The 17,904-nt window shown below is 73.3% G+C and carries 15 protein-coding genes; 5 read left to right on the plus strand and 10 right to left on the minus strand.

Translation table 11 applies throughout. The features are described from left to right. The first annotated feature begins 38 nt into the window (after positions 1-38). Entirely contained in the window at positions 39-1,481 is a 1,443-nt protein-coding gene (locus ACWCPI_RS17650; protein ID WP_451038966.1) for a GNAT family N-acetyltransferase, read from the plus strand. Between the two features lie 159 nt (positions 1,482-1,640). Here ACWCPI_RS17650 and ACWCPI_RS17655 read toward each other — a convergent pair whose 3' ends face one another. After that, positions 1,641-2,870, minus strand: coding sequence for a trans-sulfuration enzyme family protein (locus tag ACWCPI_RS17655; RefSeq protein ID WP_451038967.1), 1,230 nt, complete (start codon positions 2,868-2,870; stop codon positions 1,641-1,643). Between the two features lie 60 nt (positions 2,871-2,930). Here ACWCPI_RS17655 and ACWCPI_RS17660 point away from each other — a divergent pair, with 60 nt between their 5' ends. Together ACWCPI_RS17660 and ACWCPI_RS17665 are read left to right on the plus strand one after the other, a co-directional pair. Beyond that, positions 2,931-3,437: an Lrp/AsnC family transcriptional regulator gene (locus ACWCPI_RS17660; protein ID WP_451038968.1), complete on the plus strand. Its 507-nt coding sequence runs from the start codon at positions 2,931-2,933 to the stop codon at positions 3,435-3,437. A gap of 63 nt (positions 3,438-3,500) precedes the next feature. Beyond that, positions 3,501-5,189 carry a DUF885 domain-containing protein gene (locus ACWCPI_RS17665; protein WP_451038969.1) on the plus strand — a complete coding sequence of 563 codons (1,689 nt, stop codon included), beginning with the start codon at positions 3,501-3,503 and terminating at the stop codon, positions 5,187-5,189. Here ACWCPI_RS17665 and ACWCPI_RS17670 read toward each other — a convergent pair whose 3' ends face one another. From ACWCPI_RS17670 to ACWCPI_RS17680, 3 genes are all read right to left on the minus strand, one after another. Next, complete coding sequence (locus ACWCPI_RS17670) at positions 5,190-6,023, minus strand: SDR family oxidoreductase (RefSeq protein ID WP_451038970.1); 834 nt, start codon at positions 6,021-6,023, stop codon at positions 5,190-5,192. It lies immediately after the preceding gene. Positions 6,024-6,115: 92 nt separating this feature from the next. Further along, complete coding sequence (locus ACWCPI_RS17675) at positions 6,116-6,631, minus strand: immunity 21 family protein (RefSeq protein ID WP_451038971.1); 516 nt, start codon at positions 6,629-6,631, stop codon at positions 6,116-6,118. 57 nt (positions 6,632-6,688) lie between these two features. Beyond that, on the minus strand, positions 6,689-7,180 hold the full coding sequence (locus tag ACWCPI_RS17680; RefSeq protein ID WP_451038972.1) for a rhodanese-like domain-containing protein: 492 nt from the start codon (positions 7,178-7,180) through the stop codon (positions 6,689-6,691). Positions 7,181-7,275: 95 nt separating this feature from the next. Here ACWCPI_RS17680 and ACWCPI_RS17685 point away from each other — a divergent pair, with 95 nt between their 5' ends. Continuing rightward, complete coding sequence (locus ACWCPI_RS17685) at positions 7,276-7,722, plus strand: Lrp/AsnC family transcriptional regulator (protein ID WP_388794108.1); 447 nt, start codon at positions 7,276-7,278, stop codon at positions 7,720-7,722. Here the strand turns inward: ACWCPI_RS17685 and ACWCPI_RS17690 are convergent. The 3 genes from ACWCPI_RS17690 to ACWCPI_RS17700 form a co-directional block, all read right to left on the minus strand. Continuing rightward, complete coding sequence (locus ACWCPI_RS17690) at positions 7,716-10,790, minus strand: AAA family ATPase (protein WP_451038973.1); 3,075 nt, start codon at positions 10,788-10,790, stop codon at positions 7,716-7,718. The genes ACWCPI_RS17685 and ACWCPI_RS17690 overlap by 7 nt on opposite strands. Further along, positions 10,787-11,950 (minus strand): exonuclease SbcCD subunit D, encoded by a 1,164-nt coding sequence (locus ACWCPI_RS17695; protein ID WP_451038974.1) that lies wholly within the window; start codon positions 11,948-11,950, stop codon positions 10,787-10,789. Before ACWCPI_RS17695 ends, ACWCPI_RS17690 begins: the two co-directional genes overlap by 4 nt. Positions 11,951-12,189: 239 nt before the next feature. Further along, positions 12,190-15,264, minus strand: a complete 3,075-nt coding sequence (locus tag ACWCPI_RS17700; RefSeq protein ID WP_451038975.1) for a hypothetical protein — start codon at positions 15,262-15,264, stop codon at positions 12,190-12,192. A gap of 92 nt (positions 15,265-15,356) precedes the next feature. On the opposite strand from ACWCPI_RS17700, the gene ACWCPI_RS17705 reads away from it, so the two are divergent. Next, entirely contained in the window at positions 15,357-15,569 is a 213-nt protein-coding gene (locus ACWCPI_RS17705) for a hypothetical protein (RefSeq protein WP_451038976.1), read from the plus strand. A gap of 189 nt (positions 15,570-15,758) precedes the next feature. Here the strand turns inward: ACWCPI_RS17705 and ACWCPI_RS17710 are convergent, their stop codons facing one another. Genes ACWCPI_RS17710 through ACWCPI_RS17720 form a run of 3 tightly spaced genes read right to left on the minus strand, consistent with a single transcriptional unit; the run spans position 15,759 to position 17,742 of the window. Further along, entirely contained in the window at positions 15,759-16,385 is a 627-nt protein-coding gene (locus tag ACWCPI_RS17710; protein ID WP_451038977.1) for a YigZ family protein, read from the minus strand. A gap of 47 nt (positions 16,386-16,432) precedes the next feature. Beyond that, a complete protein-coding gene (locus tag ACWCPI_RS17715) occupies positions 16,433-16,975 on the minus strand; it encodes a SixA phosphatase family protein (RefSeq protein WP_451038978.1) in 543 nt (180 codons plus the stop codon). Continuing rightward, positions 16,972-17,742, minus strand: coding sequence for a hypothetical protein (locus tag ACWCPI_RS17720; protein WP_451038979.1), 771 nt, complete (start codon positions 17,740-17,742; stop codon positions 16,972-16,974). Before ACWCPI_RS17720 ends, ACWCPI_RS17715 begins: the two co-directional genes overlap by 4 nt. Positions 17,743-17,904: the final 162 nt, after the last annotated feature.

Below are 17,904 nucleotides of genomic sequence, written 5' to 3' on the forward strand. Positions count from 1 at the left end.
CAACACCGTTCCTTCACAGTGGTTGCATGAGTCGAGACATGTCTGATGTGACGCGCGCGAAAGACGGCCGTCCGGTACACCACGGGCGGCGCCACGCCCTCGCTCTCGCCGGGCTCTGCACGGCGGCGGTGGCCCAGGCGGGGGCGAACCTGATCGGGTACGGGCCCGACGGATCGGCCCTGCTGACGGCCTCGTCGGCCGTGCTGGTCGCGGCGGCGGGGTTCCACACATGGTGGACACGCCGCCACGGGCACGCTCCGCCGAAGGGCTATACCGGCGCCCGGCCGCGTTCCGAGGAGCGGGCCGGGCCGTCGGACCGTTCGCCGGACGAGGCGGCGACGGTGCCGGAGGAAGGTGCCCTGTGGCGGATGCGGACCACGGTGCAGGACGCACCTGGGTCGCTGGCCGTGCTGTGCACGGCGCTCGCCGATCTGCGGGTCGACATCCTGAGCCTGCAGACGCACCCGCTGGCCGAGGGCACGGTGGACGAGTTCCTGCTCCGCACGCCGGGTGCGCTCGCGGCGGCCGACATCAGCCGTGCGGTCTCGGTGGCCGGCGGTGCGGGCACCTGGATCGAGCGGGCCGACGCCCACGACCTGGTGGACGCGCCCACCCGGGTGCTGGGCCTGGCCACGCGTACCGCCCTGGACGCCTCGGAACTTCCCCTGGCACTGCGCCAGTTGCTGGGCCGCTGCACGATCCGTTCGCTGCCCGTCGCGCCGGCCGGGAGGGGCCGGGGATCGGAGCCGGTGCCGGTGGAAGGGGCGCTTGAGGACACCGTGATGCGGCTGCGGGCGCCGGAAGGTGGAGTGATCACGGTGGAGCGGCCGTATCTGCCGTTCACCCCCACCGAGTTCGCGCGGGCGCGGGCCCTGGTGGAGTTGGACGCCCGGCTCGGCCCGCGGGTGCCGCGCAGCCAGGACGTGCTGACGCTGCCGGAGGGCAGCGACATCACCGTGCGCCGCGCGGACACCGGTGATCTGGAGGCGGCCCGGGAGATGCACGAGCGGTGCTCCACGCGGACGCTCGGGATGCGGTACCACGGCCCGGTCCGCGACGCGGACCGCTATCTGAACCACCTGCTCAGCCCGCGGTACGGCCGCACGCTCGCCGTGCAGACCGCGTCGGGCCGCATCGTCGGCCTCGGTCATCTGCTGTGGGACGGCGACGAGACGGAGGTCGCGCTGCTCGTCGAGGACGCGTGGCAGCGGCGGGGCATCGGCAGCGAACTGCTGCGCAGGCTGATCGGGATGGCGGTCGAGGCGGGCTGCGAGAGCGTGTATGCCGTGACGCGGTCGTCCAACACCGGAATGGTCGCCGCGATGCGCGGCCTGGGCCGGCCTCTCGACTACCAGATCGAGGAGGGCACGCTGGTGATCACCGCCCGGGTCGGTGCTCCCGTGGGTGAGCAGGCGGGCACCGTGGGAGTCACCGAGCGGGTGTCCCGCGCGGCTGGGTCGGCTCGGCCCGAAGCGCCGTAGGAGAAGCGGAGCGTTCGGCGGCCGCGGGGCCCTTCGCCGCCGGCCGGTCGGCGGAACCGGTCGGCGGCGGGTGCGCGGCGGAACCGGTCGGCGGCGGGTGCGCGGGGGGCCGCGGTGTGCGCCCGCCCCCCGCGCGGCACACCCGGGCCCGCCTGCCGGTCACAGGCTCGGCACGGTCTCCCGGATGCCGACCCCGGCCGTCGGCTCCCCCCGCCCGCCGAGCGCCTCGTCCAGGTCCGTCCACAGGTCGTCGACGTCCTCCAGGCCCACCGACATCCGCAGCAGCCGGTCGCTCACTCCGGCGCCGCGGCGGTCGGTCTCGTCGACGATGCGGTGGCTGATGGACGCCGGGTGCTGGATGAGGGTGTCGACGCTGCCCAGGCTCACGGCGGGGGTGATCAGACGGACCCCGGCGATGACGTCGTGCGGGTCGCCGTGCACCTCGAACGCGACCATCGCGCCACCGATGCGCGGGTAGTGGACGCGGGCGACGCGCGGGTCGGCCGCGAGCCTGCGGGCGAGTTCCGCGGCGGTCGCCGAAGCGGCCCGGACCCGCACCGGCAGGGTGGACAGACCCCGCAGCAGCAGATAGCCGGCGAGCGGGTGCAGGACGCCGCCGGTGGCGAATCGTATCTGCCGCAGCCGTGCGGCGAACTCCTCGTCGCAGGCGACCACGCCCGCCAGTACGTCGCCGTGCCCGCCGAGGTACTTGGTCGCGCTGTGCAGCACGAGCCGGGCGCCCCGTTCCGCGGGGCGCTGGAGCACGGGCGTGGCGAAGGTGTTGTCCACGAGCAGCGGGACCGAGCCGCAGGCATGGGCCACCGCCTGCAGATCCACTTCGGCGAGCGTGGGGTTGGCGGGGGACTCGACCATCACCAGACCGGTGTCCGGACGCAGCGCCTCCGCGATCCCGGCCGGGTCGGTCCAGGTGACCTCCGTCCCCAGCAGTCCGGCGGTCAGCAGGTGATCGCTGCAGCCGTACAGGGGGCGTACGGCGACGACGTGGCGCAGGCCCATCGACGCCCGTACCAGGAGTACCGCGCTCAGTGCCGCCATACCGCTGGCGAAGGCGACCGCCGCCTGAGTGCCCTCCAGACGGGCCAGGGCGGTCTCGAACCGGGCGACGGTCGGGTTGCCGAGGCGGCCGTAGACGGGCGGGCCGTCCGGCTCGGCGCCGGTGGTGGCGAACGCGTCGATGCGGGCCGCCTCACCTCGGCTGTCGTACGACGGGTAGGTGGTCGACAGGTCGATCGGCGGGGCGTGCAGGCCCTTCCGTGCCAGGTCGTCGCGGCCGGCGTGCACGGCCTCGGTGGCGAGTGCTCTCGGGGCGGTACGTACGTCGTCATACCCGTGCATGCCGTCGTATGCCTCTCTGCTCGCGGGATCCATGGGCGGAAGAGTGAACATCGGGCGGGTCGTGCGGGGCGGATGCCGTGTTACGTTCGGGCCATGGCCGAATCCGTCGTACTGGACCCGGTCGATCTGCATCTGCTGCGGCTCCTGCAGAACGACGCCCGGACCACGTACCGCGACCTCGCGGCGCAGGTCGGGGTCGCACCGTCGACATGTCTGGACCGGGTGACGCGGCTGCGCCGCTCGGGCGTGATCCTGGGCCATCAGCTCCGGCTGGACCCCGCCAAGCTGGGCCGAGGGCTGGAGGCTCTGCTCTCGGTGCAGGTCAGGCCGCATCGACGGGAACTGGTGGGGCCGTTCGTGGACCGCATCCGGGCGCTCGCGGAGTCCCGTACCGTCTTCCACCTGACCGGGCCGGACGACTATCTCGTCCATGTCGCGGTGGCGGACATGGCGGATCTGCAGCGGCTGGTGCTCGACGAGTTCACTTCCCGGCGGGAAGTGGCGCGGGTGGAGACCCGGTTGATCTTCCAGCAGTGGGACTGCGGGCCGCTGCTCCCGCCCGGCCCGGCGGGAACCACGCCCTCAGCGAAATCGGGCTGACAGGGGCTGCGCGCGGGGAATCCGGGCTGACGCGGCACCGCTCGCCGTATGAGGATGGGCGGCATGTCTGAGACCAAGACTCCGCTGCCCCGCGAGGTCGCCGACGCGTATGTCGACGAGCTCATCGCCCTCGACCCGGTCACCGGTACGTACCTCGGTGTGAAGGAGAGTTCCAGCAAGCTCCCCGACCTCTCGCCCGCGGGCCAGGAGGCGCTCGCGGAACTCCAGCGGGCCACCCTCGCACGGCTTGAGGAGGCCGAGCGCCGCCCCGGCGCGGACAGTGACATCGAACGCCGGTGCGCGCGTCTGCTGCGCGAGCGGCTGACGGCGGAACTCGCCGTGCACGAGGCCGACGAGGGCCTGCGCTCGGTGGGCAACATGGCCACGCCCGCGCATTCGGTGCGCGAGGTCTTCACGGTCACGCCGAGCGAGACCGACGAGGACTGGGCGGCGATCGCCGAGCGGCTGCGCGCGGTGCCGGCCGCGTACGCGGGCTTCCGCGCGTCGCTGGAACTGGGCCTGGAGCGCAAGCTGTACGCGGCCCCGCGTCCCACCACCACCTTCGTCGGGCAGCTCACCGAGTGGGCGGACACCGGCGAGGGGCGCGGCTGGTTCGAGGACTTCGCGGCGGCCGGTCCCGAGGCGCTGCGCACGGAGCTGGACGAGGCCGCGCGCGCGGCGACGGCCGCCGTGGTGGAGCTGCGGGACTGGATGCGCGAGGTGTACGTGCCGGCGGTGGAGGGCGCGTCGAACGTCGTGGGCCGCGAGCGCTACGCCCGTTGGACCCGCTACTTCAACGGCACGGACCTCGACCTCGACGAGGCGTACGCCTACGGCTGGTCCGAGTACCACCGGCTGCTCGGCGAGATGAAGAAGGAGGCCGAGAAGATCCTTCCCGGCGCCGCGACGCCGTGGGTGGCGCTGGCGCACCTCGACGAGCACGGTCGGCACATCGAGGGCGTCGACGAGGTCCGCGAGTGGCTCCAGGGCCTGATGGACGAGGCGATCGAGAAGCTGGACGGCACGCACTTCGAACTCGCCGAGCCGGTACGGAAGGTGGAGTCGTGCATCGCTCCGCCCGGCGGTGCGGCGGCCCCGTACTACACCCAGCCGTCGGAGGACTTCTCGCGTCCGGGCCGCACCTGGCTGCCGACCATGGGCCAGACCCGCTTCCCGGTCTACGACCTGGTCTCGACCTGGTACCACGAGGGCGTGCCGGGCCACCACCTCCAGCTCGCGCAGTGGACGTACGTCGCCGGGAACCTCTCCCGCTACCAGGCCACGATCGGCATGGTCAGCGCCAACGCCGAGGGATGGGCTCTGTACGCGGAGCGGCTGATGGACGAGCTCGGCTTCCTCACCGACCCGGAGCATCGGCTCGGCTACCTGGACGCGCAGATGATGCGGGCCGCCCGGGTCATCGTCGACATCGGCATGCACCTGGAGCTGGAGATCCCGGCCGACTCGCCGTTCCACCCGGGCGAGCGGTGGACCCCGGAGCTGGCGCAGGAGTTCTTCGGCGCGCACAGCAGCCGTCCGGCGGACTTCGTCGAGAGCGAGCTGACCCGGTACCTGACGATTCCGGGCCAGGCCATCGGCTACAAGCTCGGCGAGCGGGCGTGGCTGCTGGGCCGCGAGAAGGCGCGTGAGCGGCACGGCGCCGCCTTCGACCTCAAGGCCTGGCACATGGCGGCGCTGTCGCAGGGTTCCCTGGGCCTGGACGACCTGGTGGACGAACTGGCCGCCCTGTGATCAACGCCGGAAGCCTCCTTCGGAGTTGATGACCTCGCCCGTGATCCAGCCCGCCTCGTCCGTCGCGAGCCACGCGATGAGGCGGGCCGGGTCGTCGGGCATGCCCCAGCGGCCGGCCGGGAAGGCGGCCGCCACCGCGTCGTACGCCTCGCCGGTCAGGTAGCCCGTGTCGACGGGCCCGGGGTTGACGGTGTTCACCGTGATCCCCCGCTCGGCGAGCGTGGTCGACAGCGAGCGGGTGATCGATGCGAGGGCGCCCTTCTGGAGGGCGTAGGCGATCTCACCCGGCATGCCGCCTGCGATGTCCTGGCCGGACGTCATCATCACCACCCGCCCGCCGGGACCGGCCGGCCTCAGCCGGGCATGGGCCTGGACGAGAAGCAGCACCGAGCGGGTGTCGACGGCCCAGTGGGTGTCGAGCATCGCGGCGTCGATCGTGTCGAGGGTGCCGTCGAAGCCGCTCTGCGCGTGGTTGGCGATCAGGATGTCGAGCCGCCCGCCGAGTGCCGTCGCCGCCGTGGTGACCAGTTCGGCGGGCGCGGCCGGGTCGGAGAGGTCGCCCGGGCCCGCGAGGACCCGCGCGCTCGGGTCGCCGAGCGCCGCACGCACGGAGGCGGCGACGTCCTCGGGCTCGTCGGCTCCCCAGGGCATGGCGGCGTCGTGCGGCACATGGTGGTGCAGATAGACGCTCGCCCCGTACGCGGCGAGCCGCCGGGCCACGGCATGACCGATGCCGCCGCGTCTGCTGGCTCCGGTCACCAGGGCGGTCCGGCCGCGCAGCGGAAGCGGGTCGCGGCGCAGTTCTTCGGGGGCGGGGTGGGGAAGTCGGGGCATGGCAGATCATGATGCGGAACGGCCTGGCCCGGCGCATCCGGTTTTCACGCAGGCGGCACGGCTCGGTCACGCCTCGCGCGCGTCCCGCCCCGTCAGTCCGGCAACCGCCGCAGTTGCACGAGCCCCAGCCAGGTCTCCGGCCCGGGCTGCACGCGGGCGGCGCGGACCGTGTACGCCCCCGGCTCCAGGGCCACCCGCAGATGTTCGGTGCGTTCCGTCTCACGTCCCGGCCAGGCCGGGTCGAACAGGAGCACCGTCCCCGGGACGGTCCAGCGCACCTCGCGCTCCCAGACGGCCGTCGCGAGTGCCGCCGGGACGCGGGCCAGCAGTTCCTTCTCGCAGTCCGCGGCGCACCAGCGTACGAAGACGCCGTGCTCGGGCAGGTACGAGGTCGAGGCGGGCTCGTCGCCGAGGACGAGTGCCGCGCTGTCCCCCACGGGCAGGAGTCCGACCGCCCCGTCGATCTCGCAGGCCCGGTCGTAGTCCGAGACCGTCTCGTCGCCGTCGGCTCCCGCCCAGAACGGCAGTACCGTCTCCGGCACCGCTATCAGGGGGCCGCCGCCGGACTCGACCCACTCCACCACGCCGGGATCCGCGTATCTCACCATGGCAGCAGAACCTACACGCATGGCCGACCCACCTGTTCGCCGTGCTCGGCCGGTGACTCAGCAACCGCAGTCGCGCGCCCCCCACGGCGCCGTGAGGGGGTCTGCGGGGCGGCGCTCGCGCCCCTCCCAGGTCTCGAACTCGAAGCCCTCGCGCACCCAGTACTCGAAGCCGCCGAGCATCTCCTTGACCTGGTAGCCGAGTTCGGCGAGGGCGAGCGCGGCACGGGTGGCACCGTTGCAGCCGGGGCCCCAGCAGTACGTCACGACCGGCACGGAACGGTCGAGCAGGTGCCCGGCCTGTTCGGGGACGAGTGCGGTGGGAAGGTGGACGGCGCCCGGGATGTGGCCCTGGTCCCAGGACTCGGTGGACCGGGAGTCCACGAGGACGAAGCCGGGGTCGCCGTCCGCGGCGAGGGCGGCGGCGACGTCGGACACGTCGGCGTGGAAGGCGAGACTCGCCCGGAAGTGGGCGGCGGCCTCGGCGGGGGCGGCGGGGGCCACGCGCAGCACGGGGTTGGTGGCAGTGGGGGCAGTGGAAGCAGTCGTCATACCCAGAAATCTATGGCTGATGATCCGCCCTCATGAAGGAGAGATCCCCGGCACTCTTCTTGATCGGCCGGCGATTCCCCTGCTATTCATCGCCCATGACCGCGTTTTCCCCGGACGCCACCGACTGGCGCATCCTCGACGTCCTCCAGCGCGAGGGCCGTGCCAGTTTCGCCGAGCTGGCCCGTGCCGTCTCCATGTCCGCGAGCGCGGTGACCGAGCGGGTACGACGCCTGGAGGAGGCGGGCGTCATCCAGGGGTACGCGGCCGTGGTGGACCCCGAGCGGCTGGGCCTGCCGATCCTGGCGTTCGTGCGCCTGCGGTACCCGAACGGCAACTACAAGCCCTTCCATGACCTGGTCGCCGCCACGCCGCAGATCCTTGAGGCCCATCACGTCACCGGTGACGACTGCTTCGTCATCAAGGTCGCGGCCCGCTCCATGCGGCACCTGGAGGAGGTGTCCGGCAAGATCAGCACGCTCGGCTCGGTGACCACGAGCGTCGTCTATTCCTCACCGCTGCCCCGGCGCCCCCTGGGTCAGTGACCGCGCTGCCGCAGCACCGACCCCGATCTGCCCTTGACCACTTCCAACTGCGCGTGAACACGCCGCCGCAGATCGGCGACATGGCTCACGATCCCCACGCTGCGGTCCCGCTCCCGCAGTGAGTCGAGGACGTCGAGGACCTCGTCGAGGGTCTGGTCGTCGAGGCTGCCGAAGCCCTCGTCGATGAAGAGGGTGTCGAGGCGAACCCCGCCGGCCTCGTCGGTGACGACGTCCGCGAGGCCGAGGGCGAGGGCGAGGGACGCGAAGAAGGTCTCGCCGCCGGACAGCGTCGCGGTGTCCCGCTCCCGTCCGGTCCAGGCGTCGATGACGTGCAGCCCGAGGCCGCTGCGGCCGCGACCGGCCCGGTCGTCGGAGTGGACGAGGGTGTAGCGGCCGGACGACATGCGCTGCAGGCGTACGGTCGCGGCGGCGGCGACCTGTTCGAGGCGGGCCGCCAGCACGTAGGACTCCAGGCGCATCTTGCGTTCGTTGTCCGCCGAGGTGCCGGCGGTGAGTGCCGCGAGACGCGCCACGCGGTCGTACTCCTCGCGCAGCGGGCCGAGTCGGCGCACGGCCGCGGCGGCTCGGGCGGACAGTCGGTCGAGTTCGGCGCAGCGCCTCACGGCCGCGTCACGTCCGGAGGCGGCATCGCGGACCCGCTGCGCCGCCGCGGTGGCCTCCCGCTCGGCGGACGCGAGGTCGGCGGGGGGCTGTTGGGCGGCGGCCGCGGCGTCGGGCTCGGCGAGCACGGCGCGAACGGCTGCCTCCTCGAACTGCCAGGCGTCGAGCCGCCGTTGCAGCTCGCGGTGCGCGGCGTCGTCCAGGATGGCTGCGGCCGCGGCCTGCGGGGTGTCGAAGCCCGCACGGAACGCCGCGTCGGCGAGGCGGGCGTCGGCGTCCTTGAGCCGCTGCGCGGTGTCCTCGGCCTCGCGTGCCGCGTCGGCGGCCTCGGTCAGCAGCGCGACCTGCCTCTCCAGCTGCCGGGCCCGCGCGGCCACGCTGTCGGCGACGCCGCGGGCCTGGGCCAACTCCGCCTCCAGGGCGGCCGTCTCGCGCTCCAGCCGCTCGCGCCGGCCGACCCGGGCCGCGGCCCGCACCTGCGCCTGCTGGTGGGCGGCGGTGCGCTGCTCGTGTTCGGACTCGGCCTGCCGCAGTTCCTCGTGGGCCGAGTGCAGCGTGGAGGCGTCCCTGCGGGCCCGCTCGTAGAGCTGCTCCAGCTCGTCCGCCGTCTCGGCGAGTCGGTCCGTCGGCAGGTCGCCGGCTTCGGCGGCGGCGGCCGCCAGGGCTTCCCGTACGACGCCCAGGCGCCGTTCGTCCTCGGCGTGCCGTTCCTCGGCCTGCTGGTAGGCGGTCAGCGCCCGCTCCTCCGCCTCCCGGTCGACGTGTCCGGCGTCCTTGCCGGCGGGTGCGGGGTGCTCGGTGGCACCGCAGACGGCACAGGGCGCGCCGTCCTCCAACTGCGCGGCGAGTTCGGCGGCGATGCCGTTGAGGCGCTGTTCCCTGACGTCCAGCCAGTGCGCCTTTGCCTGCAGTGCCCGGTCGTGGGCGCGGGCGGCCCGTTCGGCGGCCTCCTCGGTGTCGCCTGCCAGCTGGTCGCGCAGCCGGGCGGCGGCCAGGCGCTGCCGCGCGGGTTCGCGCTGTACGGCCAGCTGGTCGGCGCGGTTCGCGGCCTCCTGCGCGGACTCGATACGCGCCTGCAGCCCGGCGCGGGTCGCCTCCCATCCGGCGAGCCAGGTCTCGGTGTCCACGAGGATGTCGAGGTCCGCCCGCTCCTGGCGGTCCAGATCCACGCGTTCCGCGACGAGTTCGGCCAGCCTGCGCTCACCTCGGCGGGCCGACTCCAGTCCACCGAGTTCCTCGGTGATCCGACGCGCGGCGGCGGCGAGCCCGGTGGCATCGGCGTCGGCGAAGCCGTTCAGCGCCCGGGAGCCGTCCTGTCCGGCCCCGGCCGGGCCGTCACGCCGTACGTCGGCTGCCGCTCCGGCCCCGAACGCCTCCGCGAGCAGTGCACGCGTGCGTGCCTGTGCGCCGGCCGCCCGCCGGTGGTCGGCCTCGGCGGCCTCCCTCAGCTCCAGGGCCGGAGCCACCGTCTCGGCCTTGCGGGCGCGCCCCATGCGGGTCTGAGCCTCGCGGTGGGCGTCGGCCCGCTCCTCCAGCCGACGGGCCCGCTGCCGCGCCTCACCGAACCGCTCCTGGAGCCGGGCCAGTTCACGTACGTCGGTGAGGGCGCGCTCGGCGGTGGCGTGGGCGGACTCGGCGGCCGTGAGACGGCACTGGGCGACGGTCAGCTGCTCGCGGGCGGTGCTGCGGGCGATCGCGGCGGCGCCGAGGACGGCTTCGGCCAGGCCCGGCTCACCCGGAGCGAGGTCGGGCAGCGGCATGGCGTCGCCCGCCGCCTGCTGCATCCGGTGGGCGTCGGCCAGCAGCCCGGCGTCGCCGTCGCGCACCTGGTTCTCGGCGGCCCGTCGGCGTTCGGCGAGGCGCTTCTCCACCTCGGCGAAACGCCGGGTGTCGAAGAGGCGGCCCAGCAGCTTGCCACGGGCCTCGGCGTCGGCGCGCAGGAATCGGGCGAAGTCCCCCTGCGGCAGCAGTACGACCTGGCAGAACTGCTCGCGGCTCATGCCGAGCAGTTGGGTGATCTCCTCGCCGATCTCCTGGTGCGAGCGGCTGAGGTCCTTCCAGGTCCCGGCCTGCCGGTCGTACTCCCGCAGCCAGCTCTGCGCCTTGTCGAGCGTCGTGCCGGAACCACGCTTCTTGGGTCGCTCCCAGGGCGGTTGCCGGGTGACCTCCAACCGGCGCCCGGCGACGGTGAGTTCGAGGCGGACCTCGGTGCGCGTGCCGGACGCGGCGTGGTCGCTGCGCAGGTTCATGCCGCCGTGGCCGCTGTGCCGGGCGCCCGGTACGGAGCCGTAGAGCGCGTAGCAGACGGCGTCCAGGACGGATGTCTTGCCCGCGCCGGTGGGGCCGTGCAGCAGGAAGAGCCCAGCCGTCGACAACGCGTCGAAGTCGACGGTCTGCGAGCCGCCGAAGGGCCCGAACGCCGTGATGTCGAGGCGGTGGAGCCTCACCGCGCCACCTCCCGCACGGCCTCGTCGGCCCGCACGGCGTCGAACGCGTCCCGCAGCACGACCTGCTCGTGCTCGTCGGGACCGGCCCCTCGCACATGCGTCACGAAGTCCTCCGCGATCTCCTGGTCGCTGCGGTCCGCGAGCCGGCGCGCATAGGACACACCGGGGTCGTCGGGGGCCCGCTCCGGGGCGAAGACCAGGCTGAGCGTGTGCGGGAAGCGTTCACTGAGGCGGGCCATGGGGTCCGCCGGGCGCACCGGGTCCGTCAGCGTCGCCTCCACCCATGCCTCCTCGTGCCGCGCGAGCCCCGGGTCGGCGAGCAGGTCCTCCAGCCTGCCCCGGATCCTGGCCAGGGCCCGAGGTACCGGGCAGTCGAGTCGCTCGGCGGTGACCGCGCCGTCGGCGGCCAGGTCGACGAGCCACATGCTCTTGCGGTGGTCGGCCTCGGAGAAGGAGTACGGCAGCGGCGAGCCCGAGTAGCGGACGCGCTCGGTGATGGTCTGGCAGCCGTGGAGATGGCCCAGCGCCACGTAGTCGACGCCGTCGAAGACGCCGGCCGGCACGGCGGCCACGCCTCCGACGGTGATGTCCCGCTCGCTGTCGCTGGCCTCTCCCCCGGTGACGAAGGCGTGCGCGAGGACGACCGACCGCGTGCCACGCGCGCGTGCGGCGAGATCGGCGCGCACGCGGTCCATGGCCGCCGAGAGCACGCCCTCGTGTCCGGACCTGTCCACGCCGAACTCGTCCTTCACCAGGGCGGGTTCGAGATACGGCAGTCCGTAGAAGGCGACATCGCCGAAGTCGTCCCGGAGCACGACCGGCGTACCGCACGCCGACGGGTCGGTCCGCAGATGGATGCCCGCACGGCCGATCAGCCCCGCCCCGACGCCGAGCCGACGCGCCGAGTCGTGGTTCCCGGAGATCATCACGGTCGGCACACCGAGGTCGGCGAGCCGGTGCAGTGCGTCGTCGAACAGCTCGACCGCGGCGAGCGGCGGCACCGCGCGGTCGTACACGTCTCCCGACACGACGACCGCGTCGACGCCGCGCTCACGCACGGTCGTGACGAGGTGACGGATGAACTCGGCCTGGGCGCCGAGCATGCCTACGCGGTGGAAGGCACGGCCGAGATGCCAGTCGGACGTGTGCAGAATTCTCAAGACGCCGCTCCGACCCGCATGATTGCCCTCACTCCGCCCCTGGACCCGGCACCGGACCAGCACGGCCCTCGTCGTCCACGGCCCTCGTCGTCAGCACCGACCACGCTAACGCCCGCCGGCACCTGACTCCTCACGGGCCTCAGTCTGCCACCGGCATCGACGTGGCCGTCCATGGATGTCCACGAAGGATTCGGGTCATGTCCGACAAGTCACGTACGGCGCCGAACGCGAAGTCGCCGTCACGCACCGCCGGGACCGACCCGGTCCGGAGGACCCGTTGTGCCGTCGGCCGGTGGGAGGCCGCCCGGTCGACTCCGGGGTTCCGGCCAGGGCCACGGCTCGGCCGGTGTTCCGTCCGCCTCCAGGCCGTAGCGCAGAAGCCGGTTCTGTGCCGGGCTCTCGTACCACCGTGAGAGATGTTTCAACGCGGACGTGTCACCGGCGTCGGCTGCCAGCCGGGCCAGCCGTTCACTCCCTGCACGGTCGCCCGCTTCCTGCCGCAGCCTTACCAGGCTCCGCCATGCCATGGTGTCGCCGGCTTCGGCGGCCTGCCGGGCGAGCCGCTCGGCTCCCTCCTGGTCACCGGTCCGCTCTCTGGCCAGGGCGAGGATCTGGAGCGCCACGGTGTCCCCGGCTTCGGCGGCAGCGCCGTACAGTCGCTCGCCCTCCGCACGGCATCCGTTCTCCTCCCGCCGTCTGGCCAGTTCGCGCAGCGTACGTCCGTCACCGCTCCGTGCGCTCTGCCGGGCAAGTCGCTCGGCCCCTGACCAGTCGGAGGCGCGTTCTCGTATCAGGGCCAGCTCGTGGAGCGCCGCCCGGTCACCGGCCCCCGCGGCCTGCAGGGCGAGCCGCTCGGCCGTCTGCTTGTCCCCTGCTGCTTCCCGTATCTGAGACAGGAATCGCAGTGCCGCGCGGTCTCCGTCGGCCGTGGCCTGTCGAGCGAGCCGCTCCGCTCCCCGTGAGTCGCCGCTGCGTGCCCGTGCCAGCGCCAGTGTGCGCAATGCTTCGGTGTCTCCGGCCTTCGCGGCCTGTCGAGCGAGCGGCTCGGCGTCGTCCCAGTCACCGGAGCGAATCCGCGTCAGGGCCATGCGGGCGAGCGCGGCGGGGTATCCGGCGTCCGCGGCCTGTTCGGCGAGTTCCTCGGCTCCCCGCGAGTCGCCGAGGGCTTCGCACAGCAGTGCCAGTGGGCCCAGCGCGGCGGGACTCCCGGTGTCGGCAGCCTCTTTGTACAGCCGATACAGGGCACCTGCCGACTTCCGGCTCCCCGTGGCCAGGACCATCGCCTGTCGCCGGTCGGCCAGTTGGAGCAGCGCGCCGACGACTCCGGCCTGTGCGGCCTGCCGGGCGAGCCGCTCCGCTCCCCGCTTGTCGCCGGCCCTCTCCCGCATCAGAGCCAGACTGCACAGCGCAGCGGTGTCCCCGGCCTCGGCGGCTTCCTCAAGGAGCCGCTCACCGTCTCTCGGGTCGCCGTACTGCGCGCGTTGCCGTGCCAGCGCGTGCAGCGCTCGCGGGTCTCCTGCCTTCAGGGTCTGCCGGGCAAGCCACTCTCCCCTGCGGGGCTGCCCCTTCCGGTCTGCTGACAGAGCGACGTACTCGGCGATCTCGGGGAAGTCCCGGGCGAGTTGTTCGGCTCCTTCCCAGTCCCCGGCCTGCACTCGGAGTTCCGCGACCCTGTGCAGGGCACGGTTGTCCCCCGCGCCGGCCGCGGCCTCGTACAGACGCTCGGCTCCCTCCTGATCACCGGCTTCTGTCCGGAACAGCGCGAGGGACCGCAGGGCACCGACGCTTCCCGCGTCAGCAGCCGCGCAGTACAGGGCGGCAGCGTGCCGGTAGCGGTGACGCACCTGGGCCGCATGGGCGAGACCGGCGAGGTCGGCGTGATCGGGCAGGTACTCGGCGGCGGCACACCAGAACTCCGCCGGTGGGCTCAGCGTGCCCCGGGTGCGGCGGCCGTGCTCCTGGAGATAGTCGGCCAGCCGTGTCACACCAGGCTGTGCGCCCATTCCGGATGAACGCGGAACGTCCTGGAACACCGACGTGATGCCTTTGATCGATTTCCGGCCGTAGGCGAAGGCGTCCGCGAACCACTGGCAGCCGGCGGCGGCACGCTGCTCCTCGGCCAGGTAGCCAGGGGCAGCGGCTTCCAGGAAGGCCAACGGCAGCCACCGTGTGACGCCCAGTCGGTTCGCGTCCATCGCGGCACTGATCAGCGCGGCGCCGTAGAGGCCGTTCTCCCCCACGGGATGCTCGTACTGCTGGACGAGATCCGGTCCCGCTGCCAGGGTCTGGGTGACGTTCGTGGTCCTCAGGGCCACGACAGCGGCCAGAGAAGGGTCGGCTCCGGCCGCCGCGCCGACGGCGTCCAGGCTGTCGGCGAACGAAGGCGGCACGTAGATGCGGTGGGCCTGGGCGAGCAGTTTCCGGGTGTTGCGGTGGCAGTCCTCGTCGCCGGGCTGAGGCCTGCTCATGAACGCTTCGTCGTGTTCCGGCCAGAGGGTGGCGATCACGATGAAGGGGCCTTCTGCGTCGAGGCGGCGCAGCAGTGCGGCGGCCGCGGCCTCTCCTTCCGGGCCCGCCAGGTAGTCCTGGGCCTCGTTCAGCCAGAGGACGGTACGCGGGCCCGACGCGGCGGCGAGCGTCTCGGACAGACCAGCCGCGTCCGCGGGAAAACAGAGCTGGAAGTCGTGGGGCACCGCCTGCTGTACGGCTTCGAAGGCGCTTCGGGTCTTGCCGGTGCACGACCGCCCGCGCACCACGACGAGTGTCGGCTGCGCCTGGCCGGTTGCGGCTTCGGCCAGGTGATCGCGCAGTTCGTCGTCGTGCGGACGGGGCACGTAGGTGGGCAGGACGAAACCGGGAGCGGTCTGTCCGGGGGCGCGTCCGGAGATCGCGGGATGCACCCCGAGCCGCTTGGCGGTCCAGGAACGGATGTCCCGGGCGCGATCGGACACCGCCGGAGGACGAGCCGGCCGCTCGTCCGGGCGGCGACCGCCGGAGACCGCGCCCGCGCTGGTCGCTGTCTCCAGCAGGTGGAGCAGGTGACCGGTGTCGAGGCGCAGGGCGTCAGCGAGCGCACTGACCGTTGCCGCGCTCGGCGGTCGTGCGGAGGGGCTGAACGCCTGGCTGACGACGGTACGTCCCAGGCCGCTGCGAGCCTTGACCTGCTTCATGGTCAGGTGCTGCTTGAAACGCGCGTTCTTGAGCCGGGCGCGCAGCTCGACGAGTGCCTGTTCCGCGTCGAGCGCCGGCCGCCCGGGATCGCGCTGCGGGTCCATCACGGTCCAGCCCCCCGAGTGGTGCGGTCGTTCGTCCACGTTCGTTTCCGTTCGCGGGTGAACCTGCGCGAACAGAGTCTCCGTCAGATTCGGCCCGTCACATGCTGTCCGGACCGAGGGAGTGATCGGTTGTGTCTGTGCTCGCGTATCTGCTGATGTCGGGCTGCGTCCTGGTACTGGTCGTCGCGTTCCTGGTGGGTGGCGCTGCCGGGTACCTGGCTCGCCGGGACGGCGCCTCGTACCCGGCCGCCGTGACACGCGCGGCGACCGCGTTCGGGGCGACGCTGGGTGTGGTGGCCGCGGTCGTCGGGGCGTTGGCGGCGGTGGTCGCCGTGCTTCGGTGACAGCCGTGCGCCGTCCTCGCCATGGTCCCCCGTCCGCATCCCGTGTGGCCCGGCCGCGGGCGCGACCGCTCCACATGTTCCCACGGCCAGACGCCGAGGATCCCCTCATCGCCCCGTCGGGGCAGGTACGTTGTCAGCCCATCAAGGCCACGCGCCTGCGCACCCGGCCGTCCCGCACCCGCGCCCCGGTCACACGTCCCCGTACGCCTCTCCCCCGAGCTCGAACCCCGCCGCCCCCGCCGTGGCGTCCGCGAGCCAGGCCCGGAACGCCTCGACGTCGGCGTCGGGCAGGCCGATCTCGATCGTCACCGCCTCCCCGTAGCGCACGTCCCGCACCTCGCGCCCGGTCGCCCTCAGGTCGTTCTGGATCTTTCCCGCGCGCTGGTGGTCGACGGTGACCGTGGCCAGGCGGAAGCGGCGGCGGGTCAGGGTGCCGATCGTGTCCAGGGCCTCGCCGACCGCGCCGCCGTAGGCCCGGATCAGCCCGCCGGCGCCGAGCTTGACGCCGCCGTAGTAGCGGGTGACGACGGCGACGACGTACCGCATGTCACGGCGCAGCAGCATCTGCAGCATGGGGACGCCGGCCGTGCCACCAGGTTCACCGTCGTCGCTCGCCTTCTGGACCGCGGCGTCGGCCCCGATGACGTAGGCCCAGCAGTTGTGCGTGGCGTCCGCGTGCTCCTTGCGCACGGCGGCGACGAAGTCCTGGGCCTCCCGCTCGGTGGCCGCCGGGGCGAGCGCGCAGAGGAAGCGTGAGCGGTTGACCTCGGTCTCGTGCACGCCCGCGCGGGCGACTGTGCGGTACTCGTCCTGCATCCGACCAGCCTATGCGCAGCCCCCGCAGCCACCCGCCCGCGAGGCCCTCACCGCTTCTTTCCCCGCGCCACCATGACGCCCGTCAGCAGTGCCGTGCCGGGGGCGAGGGCTCGCCAGGTGGTGCCGTACCAGGCCAGTACGGCGATGGCCGACGTCGGGAACTTGGTGCGGACCTCGTCCAGGGTGTCGTCCAGGCCGTCGCCGGCGAGGTCGAGGACCAGTTCCTCCAGGCCGGGGTTGTGTCCGATCAGGAGCAGCGTCTCGACCTCGGGGGGCGCCTCGTGCACGACCGACAGCAGCTCGGGCACCTCGGCGGCGTACACCCGTGGGTCGAGGCGGACGGGTGGTGGCGTGCCCCACTGGGCGGAGGCCAGTTCCCAGGTTTCCCGGGCGCGTACGGCCGTGGAGCACACGGCGAGGTCGGGCAGGCAGTCGGAGGCCGCGAGGAGGCGGCCCGCGACCGGGGCGTCCCGGCGGCCGCGCGCGGCGAGTGGTCGTTCGTGGTCGGCGACACCGTCGGGCCAGGCCGACTTGGCGTGTCTGAGGACGACGAGCCGGCGTAGCGGGCCGGCGCCCAGGCGCGCGGTCATCGCGGGCTCCCCAGGTCGCGTGCGAGGTCGAGGCCGAGGAGGCGGTCGGCGTGGGCGTACGTCTCGAAGCGGGCGCCGTCCGGCAGGTCCGGCGCGGTCTCCACCCGGCGCAGGACCCCGAGGACGCCGGGCAGGTCGAGGTCGTCCTCCCAGGCCGTGCGCAGTTCGCCCCGCACGTCGTCGGGGATGGGCCGTGAGGGCCGCTGCGCCCAGCCGGCGACGGCCCGGCGCCACCGTACGAGGGTGTCGTGGCTGCTGGTGAGAGTGCCCGCGTCGAGCTGGACGGGGACGCTTCTGTGCCGGGAGAGCAGCGCGAGGCGCAGGGCGGCGGGGTCGGCCTCCTCGGGGAGCGCCTCCGTGTGGACGGGCGCGACGGCGACACGCACGCCGTCGGGGGCACCGCCGGAGGGTGCTGCGCCCTCTCTCACGACGTGGAGGACCTGTGCCTCGCCCAGTCCCGCCGCGGCGTCCCGGCCGTCCTCGAAGGGCCGGACGCCCAGCGCCGCGGCACCGGCCCGAAGGTCCGCCCGCGCTGACTCCTCGTCGAGCAGCGCCCAGACCGGCGTCCCGCCGAGTTCCAGGGCGCGGACCAGCAGGTCGGCGACGAGCAGGACCCGCAGGGCGGTGACGTCGAAGCCCTCCGTATGTGCCTCGACACGGGTCAGGCCTCGGCGGGCGGGCGCGGCGTCGACGGTCTCGCCGGTTCGGGCGTCGATGATGCGCAGCACGGAGCGAGCGTAGGCAAAGAAGCGGTCGTTCGCAGCCATCCGGCCGGGTTCCCGGGCCGCGTGGCGGGACTCGGGTCTGCCGGAGTTCGGCCGGTCATCCACGGCGATACGGCCCACCCTCGTGTACGAGGAGCTTTTGGTACCCGGGCATCGCCACCCCCTGCCGTGCGGACTGCCCGAACGGTACTGCGCCCCCGCCCG

It is taken from the genome of Streptomyces sp. NPDC001920 (assembly GCF_053594495.1).